Here is a 25502-nt window from a genome sequence, read left to right as displayed (position 1 = left end):
TTCGAGAGGACAGTCTCATGACTAGACATGCCAGCCAATGCCGCACGCCGCACTTCAACCGTCATCCGCTGGTGCTGGCGATACAGATCGCCTTGGCCGGCGCTTGGCAGCCCGCCTTGGCCGAACTGGCCGGCAACGCGTTGCCGAGCGGAGGGCAAGTGGCGTCGGGACAGGTGAAAATCCAGCAAAACGGCGCTCGGATGGATGTCGTACAAGGCAGTCAGAAAGCCATCATCAACTGGCAGAGCTACAACATCGGTGCCAATGCCCACGTGGATTATCAACAACCTAACGCCCACTCGATTGCGCTGAATCGGGTGACGTCCGGCGAAGCGTCGGTCATTGCCGGTCAATTGACCGCCAACGGCCAAGTGTTTCTGGTGAACCCTAACGGCGTGCTGTTTGCCAAGGGCGCCCAAGTCGACGTTGGTGCGATGGCCGCGTCGACGATGAACATCAGCGATGCCGATTTTCGTGCCGGAAATTACCATTTCAAGCGCGACGGCGGCGATACCGGCGTTGTCAACCAGGGCGAAATCCGTGTCAAGGACGGCGGATACGTGGCCTTGCTGGCCCCTAGCGTCAGCAACGAAGGTCTGGTCCAGGCCCGTTTGGGCACGGTAGCGTTGGCCGGCGGCGATGGCGTAACACTGGAATTGGACGAAGGTAAACTGGTCAATGTTCAGGTCGATCCCGCCACCGTCAATACGCTGATCGAGAATAAGCAGCTGATCCGCGCCGATGGCGGTCGGGTCATTATGACCGCCAGCGCCGCCGACCAATTGCGCGGCGCAGCGATTAACAACAGCGGCGTGGTCGAGGCCAAATCCCTAGTCAATCGCGGCGGTTCGATAGAACTGATCGGCGACGAAGTCAGTAACAGCGGTACACTGGACGTGTCCGCCGCCGAGAATACTCATGGCGGCAATGTCGTCGAGCATGGCCAGTTGGTTGTCGACACCGGCACGGTCCGCGCCGACGGTAATAGCGGCGGCGACATTCGCCTGACAGGCGATCGGGTGCTGCAAACCGGAACGCTTAGCGCCGAGGGTACCGTCTCCCACGGCGGCCGAATCACGATTGCCGCCGACAGTCGAGTCATCCAGACCGCGTCCGCGAAACTGTCGACTAAGGGAACCAAAAATGGCGGCGACATCGCGGTGACCGCGGGCGGCCAGGGTGGCGTATTCAGCTCCGCCACCCTGGATGCCAGTGGCGTTTCCGGACAGGGTGGCAAGATCACCGTCACCGGCGGCAAAGACGTCACTTTGGCTGCCGCGACGCTCACCGCCAACGGCGCCAAGGGCGGCGGCAAAATCAGTATCGGCGGCGGTTTTCATGGCAAGGACGCGGCGGTTCGCAACGCAACGTTGGTCCGGATCAACCCCTTTACCCAGTTGCAAGCCGATGCTACCGCAAAAGGCGACGGCGGCGACATCGTGGTTTGGTCGGACCAGAATACCGATTTTTACGGCAATATATCCGCCAAGGGCGGTCAGAACGGTGGCGACGGCGGTACCGTTGAGGTGTCTTCGCACGATACGCTGATCTTCGGCGGTAGCGTGGCGACGGCCGCGCCCAAGGGCCGCAACGGCAATCTGTTGCTGGACCCGCGCAACATCACGATAGATAACAGCGGCAAATACCCGCAATTCGAATTCGAAGACCCCAACCCCACCAATACACTGGGCGTTACCTCCGGTTTCGGTACCGGGACCTCGGTGCTGTGGAGCACGAACGTGGTGGTCACCAACCCCTACGACGACTTCGGCGGTCAGGATGCCGGCGCGGTCTATTTATATAACGGTTGGTCCGGCGCGTTGTTGGCGACGTTGACCGGCAGCCACGCCGACGATCGCTTGGGCAGCGGCGGTATCACCCTGCTTGTTAGCCAAAATACCAACACTAACGTCAACGTCTCGTTCAATTCGCAGGGCAACTTTTTGATTTCCAGTCCGCATTGGGACGGCGGCAAGGGGGCGGTGACTTGGTCCAGCGGAACCACGGGGCTGAGCGGAACGGTGACGTCGTCCAACAGTTTGGTCGGCAGTTCGGCGAGCGACGCGGTGGGCAGCGGCAGCATTGTGTTGATCGACAACTACTACGGCACCGCCAGCCACGCCTGGAACAACGAAAACGGCTATTTAAAATATCTGGTACTCAATCCGCAATGGAATGCCAATACCGGCGCCGTGACGATGGGTAGCGCTTTGAGCGGAATATCCGGTGTCATTTCATCTTCCAACAGTCTGGTAGGTGGTGCCGCTGGGGACCAAATCGGCAGTAGCGGGGTCACGCAATTTGTCACCGAGTTTCACGATTACAACAGTAGCGGCGCGTTGATTACCGCCACCGAGTATTACCGAAATTTTTTCGCGATCGCCAGTCCGCATTGGCAAAACGGTGCCAGCGCCGATGCCGGCGCGGTCACTTGGGCTAGCGGTTCCGCCGCATTGACAGGTACCGTTTCTTCGTCGAACAGTCTGGTCGGGGGCAATGCCAACGACCAGATCGGTAGCGGCGACATCAAAGTGCTTTATTACACCAGCAGCACCAACTACAACAGTCAACCTAGCGACACCCCGCCGCATGGCCACGTGAATACTTACCGTACCGACGCCGCTTACGTGGTCGCCAGTCCGCACTGGAACGGCGACAAAGGTTCGGTCACTTGGCTCGACGGCGCGACCGGTTACGCGTCCGGCGGCGCGACTGCCGGTTTCGCCGTTTCTTCGGCTAATAGCTTGGTTGGCGCGACCGCAGGCGATTTGGTCGGTAGCGGCGGCATCCAAGTCCTCAGCCACTACACGAGCCGTAATCAGGATACAGGATACACCTCGACGCACCCTTATTATCTGATTCTAAGCCCGCACTTCAACAACGGAGGATCGACCGCCGATGCAGGTGCGATTACCTGGGGCGACGGTCGCAATATCACCTACGGCACCATCACCACAACGAACTACCTCGGCAACACCTTAACCAATATTCCGACCGAAACTACTACTAACAACGGCGGCGTGTCCGGCGTCATCGGCAGCGGCAATAGTTTGGTCGGCAGTCACGCTGGCGACCAGGTCGGCAGTGGCGGCGTCACCGACCTTGGACAAGACCCCGGCTATGTGGTCCTTAGCCCGCTGTGGAACAGCAGCGCTGGCGCGGTTACCTTCTGGGATGCTACCGCCACCAAGACCGGAACTCTAGGTTCGGCTAACAGTCTGGTCGGCTCGACCGCCAACGATCATGTCGGCGGCGGCGGTATTTTGCTGAAAAGCGGTTATTACTTAGTGTTGAGCCCGGATTGGGATAACGGTGGAGCGACCGACACCGGCGCGATTACCTGGGGCAGCAAGTCCAGCGGTGTCAGCGGCGCGGTCGGCGCGGGAAACAGCCTAGTCGGCAGCACCGCCAACGATGGCGTAGGCAGCGACGTCAATAATATCGTCGATGTGGGCGTGGCCGATTACGTGGTCCTAACGCCCACCTGGGATAACGGCGGTAATGCCGACGCCGGCGCTGCCTCTTGGGGTAGTTCCGGCAGCGGCGTCAGTGGCGCGATCAGTAGTAGTAACAGCTTGATTGGTAGTCACGCCAACGATCGGGTCGGTAGTGGCGGCGTCGTGGCAACTTATAACGGTGTCGATACCGCGGATAGCTGGTCCTATACCTACTACTACAGCGTGATCAGTCCGCACTGGAACGCCGATCGCGGGGCGGTCACGATGGGCGCCGAAGCTAGCGGCATTCAAGGCACTGTCGGTTCCGGCAACAGCTTGGTCGGCGATACCGCCGGCGACCAAGTCGGCAGTGGAGGTGTCAAGGCCGGCCAATACACGACGCTGACCTACAACGGGAGCTCCTGGTCCGGCACCCGCACCGCGTATTATTTGATCGCCAGTCCGAATTGGAGTGACGGCGGCACCGCGAACGTCGGAGCCGTCACCAAAACCGCCGCCGCGAACGGCATAACCGGGAGTATCAGCTCGGCAAACAGCTTGATCGGCGGCACCGCGGGCGATCAAATCGGCAGCGGCGGCATCACGCTGTTGCCTTACGACTGGACAACCGGACCGGCCAACGCCAACGGTCAAAAGCAATATCATCTGGATTACTATGCGATCGCTAGCCCGTATTGGGATAACGGCGCTACCGCCGACGCCGGCGCGGTTACTTGGGGCAGTGTCACAACCACGGCAGGCGCCGCTTCCCCGCTGACAGGTAACGCCAGCGCGGCTAACAGTTTGGTTGGCACGCACGCCAACGATCGTGTTGGTAGCGGCGGTGTCGTTGCCCTCCCGGCGGAATATAACAACACGACGCGACTAGGCTACGTCGTCATCAGCCCTAATTGGGGAAACGGCACCGACAGCCAATTGGGCGCGGTGACCTGGGGAAGCCGTTTGACGGGTTTGCTTGGCGCCGTCAGCGCCGGCAACAGCTTGATCGGAGCCACGGCGGGTGACCAAATCGGCAGCGGCGGCGTCACGGTATTGACCAACGGTTACGATCCTGTCAACAGTGTCTACACCTATAACTACTTGGTCTTAAGTCCGCATTGGCACAGCGGCGCGAATGCGGATGCCGGTGCCGTGACCTGGGTCGCCGAAAAAACCGGCTTCGCTTACGGCGAGAGCAGCCAAGGTGCTGTGGTCGGGATCGGTAATAGCTTAGTAGGCAGTCATGCCGGCGACCAAGTCGGCAGTGACGGCGTCATTGATCTGGGCGTCTCGTATCTGGTGGGTAGCCGGCATTGGCACAACGGTTCGGCCGCGGACGCCGGCGCGTTGTCTTGGGCGCGGGCCAGTATCGGCGGGGCCGGCGCGGTGTCTGCCGGCAATAGCTTGATCGGCAGCTACAGCAATCAGGATGTCGGCCTGAACCAAGTCCGATTAACGGTGAACTACAATACCTACTATTACGACTATCTGGTCATCGATACCGATTGGCGTAATGGAGGGCTGGCGAACGCGGGTTCGGTGACCTACGGTGACGCCTTTTACGGCATCTTCGGCGAGGTATCGGTCGCGAACAGCGTTGTCGGCACCACCGCCAATAGCGGCATCAGCTTCGATACCGGCGGACCCTGGGTCGACTATTATCAATATGCCGGCACCAACTATTTCAGCTTGCTGCCCGGCTTTGCCTACGATCACGGCGATACCTTCGTGGTCAGCTTTGCCAACGAGCATACCGGCCGGGTCACCTCGGGCGCCACCGATCCGAGTCGCATCACCTACGGCATGGCAATCGGCAAGGACATGACCATAGCGCCGGGCGTGTTGACCAATCTGCTCGGGTGGGGCACCAACGTCACGCTACAAGCCAGCAACGACATCACCGTTAACAGCGCCCTCAATGTCGCCGGGCTTTTCAGTTCGTCAGCGACCCTGACTTTGGAGGCGGGACGCAGCATTTACGTCAATGCCGACATCAGCACCGACGGCGGCAATTTAGTGCTGCACGCCAACGATTTGGCCGCCAACGGCGTCATCGACGCCGATCGCGCGGCCGGGAATGCCGTCATCGAGGTTGCCAACGGCGTCACGATCGACGCCGGCGCCGGCTCGGTAACGATGGAACTACGCGACGGTGCCGGCAACACCGAGGATGACAGCGGCAACATCACGTTGGCGGGACAAATCCTCGCCGATACGATCAGTATCGTCCATCGCGGCACCGGCGGCGCGAGCGGCAGCAAGAATATCGTTTTGAACAGCGGCGCGAGCCTGACCGCCAGCGGTAGCGGGGATGCGCTGGTTTTGGCGGCCGCCAGCGGCGGCGAGTTCCTCAATAGTGTCGGTAGCAACGTACTATCCGCCGCCAACGGTCGTTGGTTGGTGTACATGCACAGCCCGTCAGGCTCCACCGAGGGAGGCCTGACCGGGGCGGCCGGTTCGGCGCTCCCCAGGCTATACAACAGAACTTACGACGGCAATGCGCCGGGAACGATCGTCGCGGGTAATCACCTGATTTATGACTACCAGCCTAGCCTGAGCGTCGACGTCGGCAACATCAGCAAAACCTACGGCGACGCCGACCCTAGCGCTAGCAGCGCCTTTTCGGGCTACGTCAACGACGACGGCGTGACGGACTCGAGCACCGTCGCGGGTTTAAGCGGCTCGCCCAGTTTTAGTATCGTCGGCGGCACGGCCGGCACCGGCCGCGCGGTCGGCAGCTATACCGTCAATGGCGCGGTCGGTTCAGCCGCGATCAGTGGTGGGGCCGGTTATTCGACGACGATAGGCACCGGCGGCGCCAGCGGAACCTTGACGGTCAACAAAAAAACGCTAACCGTGACCGCCAGTAACGACAGCCGCGCTTACAACGGCTCGGGCTATAGTGGTGGTCACGGCGTCAATATCACCGGCTTAGTCAACAGCGAAACCTCAAGTGTATTGGGCGGCAGCGTCAGTTACGGCGGAACCTCGCAAGGTGCCACCAACGCGGGTAGCTACGCCATCACCGCGAGCGGCTATACCGCGAGCAACTACGATTTCAGCTATGTCGACGGCACCTTAACGATCACACCCTTCGTTGTCAGCCTGACCGGCAGCCGGACCTATAACGGCAGCACCAACGTGGCGGCCGGCATCTTCTCGGCGGGGAGTTTGGTTGGTAGCGAAACCCTGAACCTGAGTGGCACCGGCACCATTGCCAGCAAAAACGTCGGCACCGGCAAAGCGGTGACGCTGGGGACTTTGGCGCTGGCCGACGGCACGAACGGCGGATTGGCCAGCAACTACACGCTGAGCGGCGGCACCCATACCGCGGATATTTCAGCGGCCAGCTTGACCGTCAGCACCGGCGACGTCAGCAAGGCCTACGACGGCGGCACCACGGCGGCCGGCACCGCAACCATCACGAGCGGCTCGCTGTACGGCAGCGACAGCCTCAGCGGCGGCACCTTTGCCTTTAGCGACAAAAACGTCGGCGCAGGCAACAAGACGGTGACCGTGAGCGGGGTGACCGTCAGCGACGGCAACAGCGGCGCCAACTATTCAGTGAGCTATGCCAATAACACCACCAGCACCATCACGCCCTTCGTTGTCAGCCTGACCGGCAACCGGACCTATAACGGCAGCGCCAACGTGGCGGCCGGCATCTTCTCGGCGGGGAGTTTGGTCGGTAGCGAAACCCTGAGCCTGAGCGGCACCGGCACCATTGCCAGCAAAAACGTCGGCACCGGCAAAGCGGTGACGCTGGGGACTTTGGCGCTGGCCGACGGCACGAACGGCGGATTGGCCAGCAACTACACGCTGAGCGGCGGCACCCATACCGCGGATATTTCAGCCGCCAGCTTGACCGTCAGCACCAGCGACGTCAGCAAGGCCTACGACGGCGGCACCACGGCGGCCGGCACCGCAACCATCATGAGCGGCTCGCTGTACGGCAGCGACAGCCTCAGCGGCGGCACCTTTGCCTTTAGCGACAAAAACGTCGGTGCTGGCAACAAGACGGTGACCGTGAGCGGGGTGACCGTCAGCGACGGCAACAGCGGCGCGAACTATTCGGTGAGCTATGCCAATAACACCACCGGCACCATCACGCCCTTCGTTGTCAGCCTGACCGGCAACCGGACCTATAACGGCAGCGCCAACGTGGCGGCCGGCATCTTCTCGGCGGGGAGTTTGGTCGGTAGCGAAACCCTGAACCTGAGCGGCACCGGCACCATTGCCAGCAAAAACGTCGGCACCGGCAAAGCGGTGACGCTGGGGACTTTGGCGCTGGCCGACGGCACGAACGGCGGCTTGGCCAGCAACTACACATTGAGCGGCGGCACCCATACCGCGGATATTTCAGCCGCCAGCTTGACCGTCAGCACCAGCGACGTCAGCAAGGCCTACGACGGCGGCACCACGGCGGCCGGCACCGCAACCATCACGAGCGGCTCGCTGTACGGCAGCGACAGCCTCAGCGGCGGCACCTTTGCCTTTAGCGACAAAAACGTCGGCAGCGGCAACAAGACGGTGACTGTGAGCGGGGTGACCGTCAGCGACGGCAACAGCGGCGCCAACTATTCAGTGAGCTATGCCAATAACACCACCAGCACCATCACGCCCTTCGTCGTCAGCCTGACCGGCAACCGGACCTATAACGGCAGCGCCAACGTGGCGGCCGGCATCTTCTCGGCGGGGAGTTTGGTCGGTAGCGAAACCCTGAACCTGAGCGGCACCGGCACCATTGCCAGCAAAAACGTCGGCACCGGCAAAGCGGTGACGCTGGGCACTTTGGCGCTGGCCGACGGCACGAACGGCGGCTTGGCCAGCAACTACACGCTGAGCGGCGGCACCCATACCGCAGATATTTCAGCGGCCAGCTTGACCGTCAGCACCAGCGACGTCAGCAAGGCCTACGACGGCGGCACCACGGCGGCCGGCACCGCAACCATCACGAGCGGCTCGTTGTACGGCAGCGACAGCCTCGGCGGCGGCACCTTTGCCTTTAGCGACAAAAACGTCGGCAGCGGCAACAAGACGGTGACTGTTAGCGGGGTGACCGTCAGCGACGGCAACAGCGGCGCCAACTATTCGGTGAGCTATGCCAATAACACCACCAGCACCATCACGCCCTTCGTCGTCAGCCTGACCGGCAGCCGGACCTATAATGGCAGCACCAACGTGGCGGCCGGCGTCTTCTCGGCGGGGAGTTTGGTCGGTAGCGAAACCCTGAACCTGAGCGGCACCGGCACCATTGCCAGCAAAAACGTCGGCACCGGCAAAACCGTAACGCTGGGGACTTTGGCGCTGGCCGACGGCACGAACGGCGGATTGGCCAGCAACTACACGTTGAGCGGCGGCACCCATACCGCAGATATTTCAGCGGCCAGCTTGACCGTCAGCACCAGCGACGTCAGCAAGGCCTACGACGGCGGCACCACGGCGGCCGGCACCGCAACCATCACGAGCGGCTCGCTGTACGGCAGCGACAGCCTCGGCGGCGGCACCTTTGCCTTTAGCGACAAAAACGTCGGCAGCGGCAACAAGACGGTGACTGTTAGCGGGGTGACCGTCAGCGACGGCAACAGCGGCGCCAACTATTCGGTGAGCTATGCCAATAACACCACCAGCACCATCACGCCCTTCGTCGTCAGCCTGACCGGCAGCCGGACCTATAATGGCAGCACCAACGTGGCGGCCGGCGTCTTCTCGGCGGGGAGTTTGGTCGGTAGCGAAACCCTGAACCTGAGCGGCACCGGCACCATTGCCAGCAAAAACGTCGGCACCGGCAAAACCGTAACGCTGGGGACTTTGGCGCTGGCCGACGGCACGAACGGCGGATTGGCCAGCAACTACACGTTGAGCGGCGGCACCCATACCGCAGATATTTCAGCGGCCAGCTTGACCGTCAGCACCAGCGACGTCAGCAAGGCCTACGACGGCGGCACCACGGCGGCCGGCACCGCAACCATCACGAGCGGCTCGCTGTACGGCAGCGACAGCCTCAGCGGCGGCACCTTTGCCTTTAGCGACAAAAACGTCGGCGCAGGCAACAAGACGGTGACCGTGAGCGGGGTGACTGTCAGCGACGGCAACAGCGGCGCCAACTATTCGGTGAGCTATGCCAATAACACCACCAGCACCATCACGCCCTTCGTTGTCAGCCTGACCGGCAGCCGGACCTATAATGGCAGCACCAACGTGGCGGCCGGCATCTTCTCGGCGGGGAGTTTGGTCGGTAGCGAAACCCTGAACCTGAGCGGCACCGGCACCATTGCCAGCAAAAACGTCGGCACCGGCAAAGCGGTGACGCTGGGCACTTTGGCGCTGGCCGACGGCACGAACGGCGGCTTGGCCAGCAACTACACGTTGAGCGGCGGCACCCATACTGCCGACATCGGGGCCTACACGGTCGATCTGACCGGTAGCCGTACCTACGACGGCACCACAGTCATCAATGCAGCCAGTTTGACGACCTCTACTCTGGTTGGCGGTGAAACATTGACTCTGACCGGCGCCGGAAGCGTCGCGGACCAAAATGTCGGCACCGGTAAAACGGTCGCGCTTGGCTCCTTGGCCTTGGGCGACGGCGACAACGGCGGTTTGGCTAGCAATTACACGTTGGTCGGCGGTACGCGTAGCGCCGATGTGACGGCCTACGCAGTCAGTTTGACAGGCAATCGCAGCTACGACGGCAGTACCAACGCGGCGGCCAATATTTTTGCCATGAGCACTCTGGTCGGAAGCGAAACCTTGAGTCTAACCGGTACCGGCACGGTGGCGGATAAAAACGTAGGGGTCGGTAAGTCCTTGACGCTGGGCAGTCTGGCGCTGGCCGACGGCAGTAACGGCGGTTTGGCCAGCAACTATACCCTGGCGGGCGGCACCCATAACGCCACCATCTCCGCGGCAAATTTGACCGTCGGCACCGAAAACGTCAGTAAAACCTACGATGGCAATACGTCGGCAATCGGCACCGCGATCGTCTCGAGCGGCACACTCTACGGTAGCGACAGCCTGATCGGCGGCTCGTTTGCCTTCACCGATAAAAATGTCGGTATCGGCACCAAAACCGTCACGGTTGCCGCCGTCACCGTGAACGATGGCAATTCCGGCGATAATTACTCGGTGTCCTACCTGAATAACACCACCAGCACGATCAACCCGTTTGTCGTGAGCCTGAGTGGAGGCCGGAGTTATGACGGTACCACAGCTGTCGCCGCCGGGGATTTGCACACCGGAAGTCTGGTCGGTGGCGAGACTTTAATCCTCACGGGGGCGGGCGCCTTAGGTGATAAAAACGTTGGTACCGGTAAAACCGTAAGTTTGGGCTCCTTGGCGTTGGCCGACGGAAGCAACGGCGGCCTGGCCAGCAACTATACCTTGATCGGCGGCGATCTTAGCGCCGACATTAGCCAAGCCAATTTGGTTTTGACCACCAGCGACGTCATCAAAACATATGACGGCACCACGTCCGCCTCGGGAACACCGATCGTCAAAGCCGGCAGCGGTAGTCAGCTCTTCGGCTCGGATAGTTTATCCGGCGGCGTGTACACGTTTACCGATAAAAACGCCAACGGCAGCAGCACCGTGACGGTTAGCGGAATTAGTGTTTCTGACGGCAACGGAGGCAACAATTACTCAATCAGTTATAGCGACAACACCACCAGCACCGTTCTGCCCTACGTCATCCATTTAACCGGTTCGAGAGTGTTCGACGGCAGCAACGTGGTGAATTCCGACGTTTTCAATTTAGGCACCTTGGTCGGTAACGAAACCCTGTTGCTGAGCGGCGCGGGTTTAATGTCGGATAATCGCGCGGGTATCGATAAACCGGTCGATCTCGGGACTTTGGCCTTGGCCGACGGTGGTAATGGCGGCTTGGCCAGCAATTACACATTAGCCGGCGGCAACCCAATGGTCACCATTCTGCAACCGCCTACGGTCAATACCCCAGCGCCGACCGAGACCGTTAACGCTGGCACCGTGGTACCGGATAACGGCGGAAGTTCGAATAGTAACAATACCGGCAGTGGCGGCGGCGGCGGACGGACTACCGGCTTGGCCATGTCCGCGCTGCGAGGTACCGACAGCAACCGCAGCGTGCAATTCAGTATCGCCGACTCGGGGATCAATAGCGGCGGGAACGCCGCAAGCGGCATGGCGACGGGCGGTGAAGCGCCGACTCAGTTAAGCAATACTGTGCATTTATTGGCGTCTCAATCCCTGGTAGCGGGAAGTCAGGTGCAGATCGTCGCCCATGTCGAGGTGAGCGATTACTCGAGCGGGTTCAGCTTTGCGCTGCCCGCCGGCGCATTGTCTACAACGGCCGGCGAAGGCACCGTTACAGCCAAAATGGGTAACGGCGAACCGCTACCGGCTTGGCTGAATTTCAATAGCCACTCTTTAAGTTTTAGTACCGACAACGCTGGTGCCGCGCAATTGCCGCTGCAAGTCGTCATTACTCAAACCAGTCCGAGCGGCCAACAAAAATCGATTGTCGTGACCATCGAAAAACAAGGCCAAGCGATCTGACTTCTCGGCAATAACAGCCGGTCTAGGGTTTCCCCGATCGATCGGCTTTAACCGAGTCTTCTCCTGCTAAGCAATGACCATTACGTAGCCTTCGGCACCCAGCGGAGTGTCTTCCGCCGAGGACAAATCCAGCTGTAATTTCGGCGAATATTGGACGGGTAATTTAATCCCGTCGCCTATTTCAGGAAAAATCGCGCCCTTACCTCAGCCTTCACGACCCTAGTTTGCGAAGGCTGGGGAAGCGAGCTGCTCCGCAGATAAACGGTTTATCGGCTGACTCGTAGGTTTTAAAGTAAGCGGTTTATTAACCGCGTCTATATCCGCAGATCGAAACAAGCGGAGATAGTGTTCACTGATAACGAGGTGGATACCTATGACGGAGCGCAATAGGCGATTATCCCGGCCATTAATCGTCGGGTACCGGCGAGACTGCCGATGTCGCTATCGCTTTGTCCGAAAAGTCAATCGCGTGGTTTAAAGGGCGCTTACTCACAACGTTGAAATGCGAGCTTCCAACTCGACTAAGTCACCCATTCCAACTTGATGCAGAATTAATTTCCCCGTGCTGTCGATTAGGAATGTCGTCGGGGTTAAGTTTACGTTACCGAAATCAGCAGCGCCGCTGCCGTCGACATCCAACACAACGTCGTAGGGTAGCTTTCGCTCTCTCGTTAGTTCTAATACCCGATTCGGGGGATCGTAATACATCGCTACCGCGATAATTTTCAAGCCACGGTTGGCAAATCGATGATGCCAATTGATCAAGGTGGGGATTTCAGAAAGGCAGCTGGCGCAGTCCGTCGCCCAAAACGTGACCAATACCGGTGAGCCACGCAATTGCCGCAACGAAATTTGCTCGCCGTTTAGCGAGGTAAAAGTGTGGTCGGGCGCGAGCGGTGTTTGGTCGACGAGCTGGAAAATTCCGGCGGCACCGCCAAATAGCAGCAAAGCGAACAGCGCGGTCTTCAGTGTCATGGGTTTTTTCAATCGGGGCGGTCCGGCGATTATAGCAAAGCTGCTAGAATGCCCGTTATGCTTGGCATTGCGGTGGGAACGATGAAAAAAGTCTTGGTTTCGGACAGATTGGCCGAAGAAGGTATTAACTTTCTGACGGCTCAACCGGGTTTGCAGCTTCGAATTCAAACCGGATTGACCGAGGACGAGCTTTGTGAATTGATTGCGGATTACGATGCGCTACTGATTCGTAGCGAGACCCAGGTCAGCGCTAAAGTACTTGCCGCCGCGAAAAATTTAAAAATTATCGGTCGCGCCGGTATCGGCGTCGATAACGTCGACCTCAATGCCGCGACCGAGCGCGGCATTATCGTTATGAATACCCCCGATGCCAACGCCACGACAACCGCGGAGCTTGCCATTGCGCACATGCTTTCGCTCAGTCGGAATTTGCCGGCCGCCAATCAATCGGTGCGTGCCGGGAAATGGGAAAGGTCTAAGTTAATGGGGAGCGAGATCGCACATAAGACGCTTGCCATTCTCGGTTTTGGCACGATAGGACGCATAGTCGCACTACGGGGGCATGGATTAGGGATGCGGGTCATTGCCCACGATCCGTTCGTGGCGCCTGAAATTTTCAGCAAGTACGGCGTCGAGATGATGGATTTCGATAGTTTGGTTCGGCAAGCCGACTACTTGACCCTGCATTGTCCCTTGCTAGAAAAAACGCGCCATGTGCTCGGGCCCGATCAATTTGCGGCGATGAAAAAAAGTGCGCGTTTGATCAATTGCGCGCGGGGCGGGCTAGTCGATGAACAGGCGCTGTTTCAAGCGTTGCATTCCGGAAGATTGGCGGGCGCGGCGTTGGATGTTTTCGAGCAAGAACCGCCGCAACAACATCCTTTGTTTGAATTGGATAACGTCGTTTTTACCCCGCATCTCGGGGCCTCGACTAAGGAAGCGCAAACAGCGGTCAGTGTTGAAATCGCTAGGCAAGTGACCCAATATTTACAAACCGGCGAAGCCATCAATGCGCTGAATCTGGACAGAGTGTCCAGTGAGGAGTTGAATTTGGCTCAACCCTTTATGCGCTTGGCTAATATACTCGGGAAGGTGCTGGCCGAGTTGCTCGATCAGCCGATCGAGCGCTTGGAAGTGGCGTTGTTTGGTAAGGCCGCGTATGCCAAGGTTCGGCCGATTTCCGCCGAAGCACTGATCGGCTTGTTGGCCGGGCAATTGTCGTCACCGGTGAACCGGGTCAATGTCGAACGGATCGCCAAGCGGCAAGGCATTGTTTTGCTCGAGTCTCAAAGTGAATTATCGGAAGGATACCAATCGTTGATTCGGATTACCGGTCATTGCGGTGATCATTCAGTGATTTTGGCGGGAACATTGCTTGGAGATCAGCATCCGCGGTTGGTCAGTATGAATCATTTCGAAATTGAAGTGGTCCCGGAAGGCGTGCTGCTGATTACTCGTCATCACGACCGGCCGGGGGTGATTGCCGCTATTAGCTCGATATTGGGCGGGGCCGGCATCAATATCACTCGGATGCAGGTCAGCAATGCCGATCGCCAGCAATCGGCGATGATGGCGATCAGCGTATCCAATCCGTTAAATCCACAATTGCTGCAGGCCGTTTGCGACGTGCCCGCGGTACAAACGGCAAGGCAAATCGTGTTATGAAGTTTGATGTTATCTGTTTCGACTGCGATAGTACTTTGAGCAGAGTCGAGGGAATCGACGAGTTGGCTAGGCGCAACGGCTTGTTCGAGCAAGTGGCGGCGCTAACCGACGCGGCGATGAATGGCGAGTTACCCCTGGAAGAGGTGTATGCCAAGCGCTTGGAATTAATTCGGCCGGACAGGGCGGCGATTGCTTGGTTGGCACAATTGTATCTCGATGAAATCGTCGACGGCGTCAAGGAAACCGTGGATTCGCTGTTGGCGCATGGCAAGGAAATACACATCATCAGCGGCGGTTTGCGCCAAGCGATTTTGCCGTTGGCGGACTACTTGGGGATACCCGAGGCCAATGTACATGCGGTTGACGTCGAATTCGACGCTGTCGGTCAGTATCTCGGATTTGCGGTGCATTCGCCGCTGGCGGTTAGCGGCGGGAAAGCCAGAATTTGTCGCAGGCTACGAATGCGCCACGCCGCGCTGGCGATGGTCGGTGACGGAAAAACCGATCTGGAAGCAAAACAGGCCGGCGCTTATATGGTGGGTTTCGGCGGGGTCGTGCGGCGCCCTATGGTCGAGGCCGAGGCGGATTGTTATGTTATCGAACCGTCGCTGATGGCCGTTTTGCCTTATTTGCTGTAAGGCTAGGGTCGATTAGCGGGCGCTAGGGTGGTAGAATTCTCGGTTTTTTATAGGTTTCAGAGGGATAGCATGGCTGGGCACAGTAAGTGGGCAAACATCAAACACCGCAAAGGCGCTCAAGACGCCAAGCGCGGTAAGATTTTTACCAAGCTCATTCGGGAAATCACCGTCGCGGCCAAAAGCTCCGGTGGTGGCGATCCGGCCAATAATCCTAGCTTGCGTACCGCGATCGACAAGGCCTTGGGCGCCAACATGAAGCGCGACACCATCGACAATACGATCAAAAAAGCCACCGGTGCTTTGGATGGCGTGGTTTACGAAGAAGTGCGCTACGAAGGCTACGGTCCGGGCGGCACGGCGGTAATGGTTAACTGTCTGACCGACAACCGCAACCGTACCGTCGCCGATGTGCGGCATGCCTTCTCCAAACACGGCGGCAATCTGGGTACCGACGGCTCCGTGGCTTATATGTTCCGCAAAGTGGGGATCATCGGTTTTTCGAGCGAGGTCGACGAGGATGCGGTGATGGAAGCCGCGATGGAAGCCGGCGCGGAAGACGTTGTAACCAACGACGATGGTTCGATAGACGTCTTTACCGCGCCCGACGATTACTTGAACGTCAAGGAAGCGTTGGCGGCGGTGGGCTTGGTGGCGGAAAATTCCGAAGTGACCATGCACGCCGATGTCAAAACCGATCTGGACAGTGAAGCGGCCGAGAAAATGCTTAAATTAATCGATCGTCTTGAAGATCTGGACGACGTACAAGACGTTTATACCAATGCCGATATCAGCGACGACATCATGATGTCGCTCGGCAATGATTAAGTTCTTTTTAACCCGTTCCCTGGCCCGCTATTGATCAGGATACTCGGCATAGATCCCGGCTCCCGGATCACCGGTTACGGTGTGATAGAGACCACACCGCGCGGTGTTCGCTATATTGCCAGTGGCTGCATCCGCGTGCTTCCCAACGACTTTCCGAGCCGGTTGAAGCAGATTTTCGACGGAGTCAGTGAAATCGTCGCGCTTTATCAGCCACAGCAGATGGGCATCGAACAAGTTTTCATGCATAAGAACGCCGATTCGGCCTTGAAGCTTGGGCAAGCGCGCGGAGCGGCAATTTGCGCGGCGATGAACCTGGATTTGCCGGTACACGAATACGCCGCCCGCCAAGTCAAACAAGCTCTGGTCGGCAAGGGCAATGCCGACAAGACTCAGGTTCAGCACATGGTCAAAATACTGCTGGGAATCCAAGGCGAGATGCAAATCGACGCCAGCGACGCGTTGGCGATAGCGTTGTGCCACAGCCATTATCGAGAAACCGCTTTGCGTTTGGCGAGGGCCGGCGCATGATCGGATTTCTGCGCGGTAAATTAATCCACAAGGCGCCGCCGCAATTGGTTTTGGACGTGCAAGGCGTCGGCTACGAAGTCGAGGCGCCGATGACCACGTTTTACGATTTGCCGGCTTTGGGCGAGGAGGTGCGTTTACATACCCACCTAGTGGTGCGCGAGGACGCGCATATTCTGTTCGGCTTCGCGACCGAAAACGAGCGTTTGCTGTTCAAAACCCTGATTAAAGTCAACGGCGTAGGGCCTAAATTGGCATTGACGATATTGTCTGGCCAAAGCATCGACGAGTTCTACCGTTGTGTCGACGATAACGACGCCAAGAGTTTGGTGCGTTTGCCAGGCGTCGGCCAGAAAACGGCGGAGCGACTGATTATCGAAATGCGCGGCCGGCTACCGGACATCGGTGAGCCCGCGTCGCGGACGACCCAGCAAGCGGCGGCACGCATGCCGGCCGGAGCTAGGCAAGAGGCCGTCAGCGCTCTCTGCGCGCTCGGCTATAAGTCGTCGGAAGCCGAAAAAATGGTCCGAGCGGTGGCCGAAGACGATAAAAGCTGCGAGGACATCATTCGCCAGGCCTTGCGCGGAGCCGTTAAATGATAGAGAGCGACCGGCTGATCAGCGCCAGCGGCAGCGGCGACGAAGAGCGTCAAGATCGGGCCATCCGACCGCGCCGATTGAAGGATTACGTTGGGCAAACCGAATTGCGCCAACAAATGGAGATTTTCATCCAGGCGGCGGTTAGTCGTGCCGAGGCTTTGGATCATGTACTGATTTTCGGGCCGCCGGGTTTGGGAAAAACCACGCTGGCGAATATCGTCGCCGCCGAAATGAATGTCAGCATTCGGCAGACATCCGGGCCGGTGCTCGACAAAGCCGGCGATTTGGCGGCCTTGCTGACCAATCTGCAAGCGCACGACGTATTGTTCATAGACGAGATCCATCGCTTGAGTCCGGCGGTCGAAGAGGTGCTGTATCCGGCTATGGAAGACTACCAAATTGATATTATAATAGGCGAAGGTCCGGCCGCCCGGTCGATAAAGCTGGACTTGCCGCCGTTCACGCTGATCGGCGCGACAACGCGGGCCGGATTGCTGACTTCGCCGCTCAGAGACCGTTTCGGGATCGTGCAACGCCTGGAGTTTTACAGCATCGAGGAACTGGCCAGTATCGTGACGCGTTCCGCGGCAATGCTGGGCATCGGCATGGACAGCGGGGGTGCCGACGAGATCGCGTGCCGCTCGCGCGGTACGCCCAGAATCGCCAATCGTCTCTTGAGACGGGTACGCGATTTTGCCGAGGTAATGGGAAACGGGGTCGTCAATCGGGATATTGCCCAGCGGGCCTTGGCGATGTTGAAAATCGACCAACACGGTTTCGACATGTTGGATCGTAAATTGCTTTTAGCGATGATTGAACACTTTCAGGGCGGGCCGGTCGGGTTGGATACCTTGGCGGCGGCCATCAGCGAGGAGCGCGGCACCGTCGAAGATGTATTGGAACCTTATTTGTTACAGCAGGGATTTATCATGCGGACGCCCCGAGGGCGGGTAGTCACGCATAAAGCTTACAGTCACTTCGGTTTGCCGGCGCCCAACCAAGAACCGGGCAGCGACGACATCTTTAGTTTATGACCTTGTCAAATAGCGCATTCAGTTGGCCGGTCCGCGTCTACTACGAGGATACCGATGCCGGGGGCGTCGTGTTTTACGCCAATTACCTGAAGTTTTTCGAGCGCGCCCGCACCGAAATGTTGCGCGATCGCGGCTTCGAGCAAGACCAACTGTTACGCGAACAAAATCTGATTTTCGTGGTCCGTTCGGTGAGGGTCGATTACCTGAAACCGGCTCGCTTTAACGATTTGCTGCAGGCCACCGCCTCGGTCGTCGAGCATCAAAAAACCAATCTGACCTTTGCTCAAACCCTGATGCGCGGCCAAGACCAATTAGCCAGCGGCGAGATTCGCATTGCCTGTCTCGACGCGCAAACGATGAAACCTAAACCGATTCCCCTTGCCATTTTGGAAACCCTAAACTGATGAATACCGATTTATCCATCCTGACGCTGGTTAAAGAAGCCAGTTTTGTCGTTCAGTTCGTCATGTTCATTTTGCTGTCGGCGTCGGTTGCTTCATGGACTTTCATCTTCTCCAAACGCAAGGAGTTGAAGCAGGCGATCGAGATTACCGACGATTTCGAGGACGAATTCTGGTCCGGAGTCGGTCTGGCCGAACTGTATAAAAAAATGTCCAGCGACCGTTTCGAGCCGGAAGGCATCGAAAAAATCTTTTTGGCGGGCTATCGCGAATTCGCGCGGATGCGCCAGAAAGGCGACGTCGAGCCGTCGGTACAAGTGGAAAGCGCGCAACGGGCGATGCGCATCGAACTTTCGCGCGAACTGGATCGGCTGGATGAGACCTTGCCGTTTCTGGCTACCGTCGGTTCGACCAGTCCGTATATCGGTCTGTTCGGCACGGTTTGGGGCATCATGAACTCGTTTCGGGCACTGGGCGAAATCAAGAATGCCACTTTATCCAACGTCGCACCGGGTATTTCCGAGGCTTTGATTGCCACGGCGATCGGCTTGTTCGCGGCGATTCCGGCGGTGATCGCCTACAACCGTTTCTCGACTCGATTGGATCGCTTGGCCGGTCGCTACGAGTTGTTCGTTGACGAATTCGTGGTCCTTTTGCAAAGACAGGCGCACAGCAAATGAACGTCGGTGGCAGCAATCGCAGATCGCGGAAAAAACGCGGCGTCATGGCCGAAATCAACGTCGTGCCTTACATCGACGTCACCTTCGTTTTGTTGATGATCTTCATGATTACCGCGCCGCTGGTCCAGACCGGCGTCGATGTCGAGCTGCCACAAGCGGAAGCCGAGTCGGTCGATCTACAGGATCAAGTCCCGGTCATCGTGTCGATCAAGAAGGATGGCAGTCTTTACGTCGATATCGGCAATGGCGACGAAGAGGCCGATACGCCGGTCGATGTCGATACCGTCAAGACTCGGGTTGCCGCCGTGTTCAAAAACAATCCGAAAGCCCAGCTTTACGTGCGCGGCGACCACGAAGTGGATTACGGCAGTATCGTTAAAGTGATGGTGGAATTGAAAAAGACCGGCGCCCCCAAGGTTGGTTTGATGACCTCGCCCCCGCCCGAGAGTAAATAACGATAGCGCATGAGAAATTTCAAACCCTCGTTTGTCCTGGCGGTCGCTTTACATATATTGATCGTGTTGCTGTTCAGTATCAGCTTCCTGACCGACAGCGATACCGCTCGGACCGCGCCGCCGGCTGAAGTTATCGAAGCCACGATCCTAGACGGCGCCGAAATCGATGCCGAAGCCGAGCGCTTGAAACAAAACGAAGCCAATAAGCATCAAGCCGAGGTCGAGCACCAACAACAACTGGAAAATGCCCGGAAAGCCGAAGAACAGGCCTTACAGCAAGCCAAAAAACAGCGAGTGCTGGAAGAACAGAAAATTCAAGAAGCGGCGGAGCGCCGAAAGCAAGAGGCTTTGGAAGAGCAAAAGCGGCAGGAACAACTGGCAGTCAAGCGCAAGGAAGAGGAAAAAAAGCTAGAGGAGGCCAAGGAACGGCGAACTCTGGAAGAGAAAAAAGCCAAGGAAGCCGCCGAGAAGCAGAAACAGGCCGAACTGGAGAAGCAACGGGAAATCGCGGAAAAGCAAGCGGCCTTGGAAAAGCAAGCGGCGCTGGAAAAGCAACGGGAAGTCGAAAAACTCAAACAGCTGGAAAAGCAGAAGCAGCAGGAAGCGGAGCGCGAAGCCAAGCTCAAGGAACAAAAACTGGCGGAAGAGGCCAAGCTCAAGCAACAACAAGAAGCCGAAAGCAAGAAACTGGAGCAAGAGAAGAAGCTGCAGGAGCAAAAAGTACTGGAGCAGCAAAAAAAGCTACAGGAACAAAAAGCCGAGGAAGCGAAGCGGCAGGAACAGTTAAAACAGGCGGAAGCCAAAGCCAAGGCCGAACGAGAGCAACAACTGGCGGCGGAAAGGGCCAAGGTTGAGAAAGACCGGCAGGCCGCGCTGAACGCGGAAAAAGCCAAGCAAGCCGCCGAAGCCGAAGCGCGGGCCAAAGTTGAAAGGGAAAAACAACTGGCTGCCGAGAAAGCCGAAAAAGACCGCCAAGCAAAGCTCGCCGCCGAAAAAGCCGAGAAGGAGCGCTTGGCGGCGGAAGCCGAGGCTAAAGCCAAAGCCGAAAAAGACCGTCAGGCCAAGTTGGCGGCCGAAAAAGCGGAAAAGGCTGAAAAAGAGCGCTTGGCCGCCGAGGCTGCAGCCAAGGCCAAGGCCGAACAAGAGCGCCAAGCCGCGATTGCCGCCGCCGAAAAAGCCGAACAGGAACGCAAGGCGGCTGAAGCCGCTGCCGCGGCGGCCGCGAAAGCCGAGTCGGATAAGCAAGCCAGCTCGGCCGCCAAGGACGCGATCGCCCGTAAGGTCGAGGGCGCTTGGACTCGGCCAATCAGCGCGACGCAGGGCTTGAAATGTACAATTCAGGTAAAATTGCTGGCTAGCGGCGATGTCATGGATGCGGTGGTCGTTAGCAGCAGCGGCGATCCGATTTTCGATCGTTCAGCCGAAAACGCCGTTAGAAAAGCGTCGCCATTGCCGGTCCCGCAGGACAGGAATCTGTTCAATCAGGAATTTAGAGTATTTACCTTTGTGTTTAAGCCGGAATAACCCGTAACGGAACCCTAGAAAATGATGTTAATCCCCCGAATATTAGTCGTCGGCCTGTTGGCTTCGATACTTTCCGTCGCTCAGGCCGCCGGTTTGACAATAGAAATCACCAAGGGCTCGCAAACCGCGGTGCCCATCGCCATCGTGCCGTTCGGTCAGCAAGGCGCCGTTGGCAATGTAAAGTTGTCGGATGTGGTTAGCGCCGACTTGGGCGGCAGCGGTTTTTTCAAAACGCTGTCCGAAGACGATATGTTGACCAAGCCGACCGAGCCAGAACGCGTCAATTTCAAGGATTGGCAGGTATTAGGCCAGGACTACGTCGTCATCGGTCAGGTCGTCGGCAACGGCGGCAGCTTTAACATTCAGTTCCATTTGTTTAATGTCCATAACGGCCAATTGTTGATGGGTTACCGGCTAACCGCCGGCGCCAACGAATTGCGCCGCGCCGCCCACCATATCAGCGACTTGATCTACGAGAAGTTGACCGGGCGCAAGGGCGCGTTCAATACTCGAATCGCGTACGTGACCAGCGTGGCGCGCGGCAACGGCAAGCAATACATGCTGCAAGTGGCCGACGCCGACGGCTACAATCCGCGCACGATCGCCGAGTCGCCGGAGCCGATCATGGCGCCGGCCTGGTCGCCGGACGGCAGCAAGATCGCTTACGTATCGTTCCACACCAAGCGCTCGGAAATTTTTATACAAACTTTGGCTACCGGTCAGCGCGAGAGCGTGTCGTCCTATCCGGGTATCAACGGCGCGCCGGCGTTTTCACCCGACGGCAGCCGCTTGGCGATTACGCTGTCCAAGGACGGTAGTCCCGACATCTACGTGCTGAATCTGTCCGGCCGGAGTTTGACCCGGATGACCTCGGGATTGTCGATCGATACCGAACCGACTTGGTCGCCGGATGGTAGTTCGATCGTGTTCACGTCCGACCAAGGCGGTAAACCGCAGCTTTACATCATGCCGGCGTCCGGCGGTAAAGCCAGTCGCCTGACCTTCCAGGGTGATTACAACGCTCGCGGCCGCTTCTCGGCCGATGGTCGCAGTTTGGCGATGGTGACCGGTAGCGGCGGCGATTACCGGATCGCGGTGATGGATATGGCCTCTCGGACCGTCAACGTGCTGACCGAAGGCCGCTTGGACGAGTCGCCGAGCTTCGCGCCCAACGGCAGCATGGTCTTGTTCGCGGCGACGCGCGGCGGCAAGTCGGCGCTGTCCGTCGTATCCACCGATGGTGCGATGCAGCAGAAATTGGCCTTCGAGAACGGCGGGGTTCGCGAGCCGGCCTGGGCACCTTGATCGCCCGAGCGATAGCCTGCAAACTATCACTAATCGACTTTGATTTTTTATTTGGAGAACAGCATGACACTTAGCAAAAAAACTCTGGCTTTGGCGATGATCGCCGTCTTGGCAAGCGGATGTAGCTCGACCGACGAAAGCGAGAACGGTTTGGGCGACGCGACTCAAGGTAGCGACGCGTCGACCAGCGGCTACAACGATGGCTCGATGTCCGGCAGCCAATTCGGCTCCGGGAACGGCTTCAACTCCGGTTCGAATCTGGGTCCGGAGTTCAGCGATCCGAACAACCCGTTGTCCAAGCAAGTGATCTATTTCGAACTGGATAGCGCGCAAGTCAAACAAGACTATGTGCCGGTGGTCGCCGCTCACGCTCGTTATCTGGCCTCCCACCCGAACCAGCACGTAATTTTGGCCGGTCATGCCGACGAACGCGGTTCCAGCGAATACAACATCGCATTGGGCGAACAACGCGCCAAATCGGTCGAACGGATGATGCGTAGCCAAGGGGTCGGTTCCGGCCAGTTGGAAGTTGTCAGCTACGGAGAAGAGAAACCGGCGGTTTCCGGTCACGACGAATCCGCATGGCAACAAAATCGTCGCGTTGAAGTAGGCTATCAATGAGCCGGCGGGCGCTTCTGATTGCAAGTATCGGCTTGGGCCTGGGCGCCCAGGCTCAAGCCGCTCCGGCGAACGGCGGCGATGTCGGGCAGCAGGGCGGCTATGCCGTGCAGGCTCCGACCGACAACGCAATCTTCGAAGTGTTGAGCCGGCTGGAACAATTGCAATCGGAAGTGCAACAACTGCGCGGCATGGTCGAGGAGCAATCGCAAACGATCGCCGACTTGCAGCGCAAGCAAAGCAATATGTATTCGGATCTGGACGACAGAATGCAGGCGTTGCAGGCGGCCGGGCAAGCGGGTGGCGCGCCGGCTGCAGCGGCGGCGCAAACCGGGGCGGCGAGTACGGCGGCGGCATCCGCGGTTCCGCCGGCGCAGACCGGCGCTACACCGCCTTCGGTTGCCGGATCGCCGGTATCGACGCCAGCGGGTCAGGCCGCCCCGGCACCGGTTGCCGCGACTGTCCCGCCCGTCGAAGTCAAGCCTGCAATCAGTGGGGCCGCGAGCGCCAGTTCAACTCCCGCCACGAGCGGCAGCGAGCAGGAGCGCTATCAGCAAGCCTACGAAACTTTGCGGAACGGCCATAACAGCCAGGCCATCAAGATGTTTCAGGAACTGTTGGCGGCCAATCCGGCCGGCGAACTTTCCGACAACGCGCAGTACTGGTTGGCGGAAGCTTACAAGATCAACCGCGAATTCGATGCCGCCAAGGCGGCGTTCAACAAAGTGGTCAGTCAGTATCCGAATAGCTCCAAGGTGCCGGACGCGTTGCTGAAGCTCGGTTACATCGAGTTCGACCTGCAAAACGCCGCGAAAGCCAAGGACTATCTGACCCGGGTTACGACCAGCTACCCCGGAACCACCGCCGCACATCTGGCCGCTAAGAAGCTGGCGCAAATGCCGCAATGACCGACGAGCTAGCGGAACCGTCGTTACGCATTACCGAAATCTTTTATTCGCTGCAGGGCGAGGCGGATAGCGTCGGTTGGCCGACCGTGTTTATCCGCCTGACCGGCTGTCCGCTACGGTGCGCTTATTGCGATACCGCTTACGCGTTCAGCGGCGGCGAGAAAATGCCGATTTCGGCGATTTTGCAAAGGGTTCGCGAATATTCGACCCGTTACGTCACCGTGACCGGCGGCGAGCCGCTGGCGCAGCCCGATTGCTTGAGTTTACTGAGTGCGTTGGCCGACTCGGGCTATCAGGTTTCCTTGGAAACCAGTGGTGCACTGGATGTTTCGGGTGTCGATGCTCGAATCGTCAAGGTCATGGACTTGAAAACGCCGGCCTCCGGCGAAATGGCGCGCAACCGCTACGAGAACCTCGATTGCCTGACGCCGCGCGATCAAATCAAATTCGTCATTGCCGACTCGGCCGACTATCAATGGTCTAAGCAACAAGTAAACGAACATCGTTTGGCCGAACGCTGCCAAGTGCTGTTTTCGCCGGTGATGGGGCAGATGGCTCCAAGCGAGTTGGCTGATCGGATTCTAGCCGACCAGTTGCCGGTACGCTTTCAAATTCAACTGCATAAATTTCTTTGGGATGACGCGAGAGGAAAATGATTCGGCGGGCAAAGCCGCCATTGTGTTGTTATCGGGCGGATTGGACTCGATTACGGTTCTGGCGTTGGCTACTCGGCAGGGCTATGCTTGCCACGCGTTGAGTTTTGATTACGGTCAACGCCACAATGCCGAATTGGCGGCCGCGCGGCGCATCGCCGAACGGTATCGAGTCGCCGACCATAAGATTTTCAATCTCGGTTTGAATGCGATGGGCGGATCGGCGCTGACCGACAGCGCGATCGCCGTGCCGACCTCGCCGCAAACCGGCATACCCGTCACCTATGTGCCAGCTCGGAATACGATCTTCTTGGCTTACGCGCTGGGCTGGGCCGAAGTTTTGCACGCCTGCGACGTATTCATCGGCGTCAACGCCGTCGATTACTCCGGTTATCCGGATTGCCGTCCGGAATTTATCCAAGCCTTTCAGACCATGGCGAATTTGGCGACCAAAGCCGGCGTCGAAGGCCAGCAAATCCGGATACACACGCCCTTGATGGCGATGAGCAAGGCCGACATTATTCGGCAAGGTTCGGCGTTGGGCGTTGATTACGCCGACACGGTCTCTTGCTATGCCGCCGATGTTGAAGGCCGGGCTTGCGGCGTGTGCGATGCTTGCCGGTTGCGGGCGGCCGGATTCGCGGCGGCCGGCGTGGCCGATCCCACCCGTTACGTTCGCGGTTAGATGGCGCTTCGGCGATCCTCGGCTATGCTTTGCCTTGATC

Annotated in this window: 17 protein-coding genes; 16 read left to right on the top strand and 1 reads right to left on the bottom strand. The window is 58.6% G+C overall.

What is annotated here, in order from left to right; genetic code table 11:
- The first annotated feature begins 17 nt into the window (after positions 1-17).
- Positions 18-11972: a YDG domain-containing protein gene (locus tag ACQE3D_RS20285; protein WP_313730703.1), complete on the top strand. Its 11955-nt coding sequence runs from the start codon at positions 18-20 to the stop codon at positions 11970-11972.
- Between the two features lie 489 nt (positions 11973-12461).
- Here ACQE3D_RS20285 and ACQE3D_RS20280 read toward each other — a convergent pair whose 3' ends face one another.
- The gene (locus ACQE3D_RS20280) at positions 12462-12959 is read right to left on the bottom strand and encodes a TlpA disulfide reductase family protein (protein WP_313730704.1); all 498 of its coding nucleotides are present in this window, start codon (positions 12957-12959) and stop codon (positions 12462-12464) included.
- 69 nt (positions 12960-13028) lie between these two features.
- Here ACQE3D_RS20280 and serA point away from each other — a divergent pair, with 69 nt between their 5' ends.
- The 15 genes from serA to queC all read left to right on the top strand — a co-directional run bounded on the left by serA (position 13029) and on the right by queC (position 25462).
- A complete protein-coding gene (gene serA, locus ACQE3D_RS20275; protein ID WP_064030740.1) occupies positions 13029-14612 on the top strand; it encodes a phosphoglycerate dehydrogenase in 1584 nt (527 codons plus the stop codon).
- A complete protein-coding gene (locus ACQE3D_RS20270; protein ID WP_313730705.1) occupies positions 14609-15250 on the top strand; it encodes an HAD-IB family phosphatase in 642 nt (213 codons plus the stop codon). Before serA ends, ACQE3D_RS20270 begins: the two co-directional genes overlap by 4 nt.
- Positions 15251-15319: 69 nt before the next feature.
- The gene (locus tag ACQE3D_RS20265; protein ID WP_064030728.1) at positions 15320-16075 is read left to right on the top strand and encodes a YebC/PmpR family DNA-binding transcriptional regulator; all 756 of its coding nucleotides are present in this window, start codon (positions 15320-15322) and stop codon (positions 16073-16075) included.
- A gap of 30 nt (positions 16076-16105) precedes the next feature.
- Positions 16106-16603, top strand: a complete 498-nt coding sequence (ruvC, locus tag ACQE3D_RS20260; protein ID WP_064030727.1) for a crossover junction endodeoxyribonuclease RuvC — start codon at positions 16106-16108, stop codon at positions 16601-16603.
- Positions 16600-17199: a Holliday junction branch migration protein RuvA gene (gene ruvA, locus ACQE3D_RS20255; protein ID WP_064030726.1), complete on the top strand. Its 600-nt coding sequence runs from the start codon at positions 16600-16602 to the stop codon at positions 17197-17199. The genes ruvC and ruvA overlap by 4 nt, the downstream gene beginning before the upstream one ends.
- Complete coding sequence (gene ruvB / locus ACQE3D_RS20250; protein WP_064030725.1) at positions 17196-18233, top strand: Holliday junction branch migration DNA helicase RuvB; 1038 nt, start codon at positions 17196-17198, stop codon at positions 18231-18233. The genes ruvA and ruvB overlap by 4 nt, the downstream gene beginning before the upstream one ends.
- Positions 18230-18637 (top strand): tol-pal system-associated acyl-CoA thioesterase, encoded by a 408-nt coding sequence (gene ybgC, locus ACQE3D_RS20245; protein WP_064030724.1) that lies wholly within the window; start codon positions 18230-18232, stop codon positions 18635-18637. Before ruvB ends, ybgC begins: the two co-directional genes overlap by 4 nt.
- A complete protein-coding gene (gene tolQ / locus ACQE3D_RS20240; protein ID WP_064030723.1) occupies positions 18637-19314 on the top strand; it encodes a protein TolQ in 678 nt (225 codons plus the stop codon). Before ybgC ends, tolQ begins: the two co-directional genes overlap by 1 nt.
- A 44-nt stretch (positions 19315-19358) precedes the next feature.
- Complete coding sequence (tolR, locus tag ACQE3D_RS20235; protein ID WP_231883721.1) at positions 19359-19769, top strand: protein TolR; 411 nt, start codon at positions 19359-19361, stop codon at positions 19767-19769.
- 9 nt (positions 19770-19778) lie between these two features.
- A complete protein-coding gene (gene tolA, locus ACQE3D_RS20230; protein ID WP_313730708.1) occupies positions 19779-21293 on the top strand; it encodes a cell envelope integrity protein TolA in 1515 nt (504 codons plus the stop codon).
- A gap of 21 nt (positions 21294-21314) precedes the next feature.
- A complete protein-coding gene (tolB, locus tag ACQE3D_RS20225; protein ID WP_064030720.1) occupies positions 21315-22598 on the top strand; it encodes a Tol-Pal system beta propeller repeat protein TolB in 1284 nt (427 codons plus the stop codon).
- A 63-nt stretch (positions 22599-22661) separates the two neighbouring features.
- Positions 22662-23219: a peptidoglycan-associated lipoprotein Pal gene (gene pal / locus ACQE3D_RS20220; protein WP_064030719.1), complete on the top strand. Its 558-nt coding sequence runs from the start codon at positions 22662-22664 to the stop codon at positions 23217-23219.
- Positions 23216-24124 carry a tol-pal system protein YbgF gene (ybgF, locus tag ACQE3D_RS20215; RefSeq protein WP_313730709.1) on the top strand — a complete coding sequence of 303 codons (909 nt, stop codon included), beginning with the start codon at positions 23216-23218 and terminating at the stop codon, positions 24122-24124. The genes pal and ybgF overlap by 4 nt, the downstream gene beginning before the upstream one ends.
- Positions 24121-24780, top strand: a complete 660-nt coding sequence (gene queE, locus ACQE3D_RS20210) for a 7-carboxy-7-deazaguanine synthase QueE (protein WP_313730710.1) — start codon at positions 24121-24123, stop codon at positions 24778-24780. The genes ybgF and queE overlap by 4 nt, the downstream gene beginning before the upstream one ends.
- Positions 24761-25462, top strand: a complete 702-nt coding sequence (gene queC, locus ACQE3D_RS20205) for a 7-cyano-7-deazaguanine synthase QueC (RefSeq protein ID WP_313730711.1) — start codon at positions 24761-24763, stop codon at positions 25460-25462. The genes queE and queC overlap by 20 nt, the downstream gene beginning before the upstream one ends.
- Positions 25463-25502 lie beyond the last annotated feature (40 nt).

Origin of the sequence: Methylomonas sp. MS20 (genome assembly GCF_050275925.1) — a bacterium.
Classification (GTDB): Bacteria; Pseudomonadota; Gammaproteobacteria; order Methylococcales; family Methylomonadaceae; genus Methylomonas; species Methylomonas koyamae_A.
The sequence above is the reverse complement of the archived record's forward strand: the minus strand, read 5'-3'. Positions and strand labels throughout refer to the sequence as shown.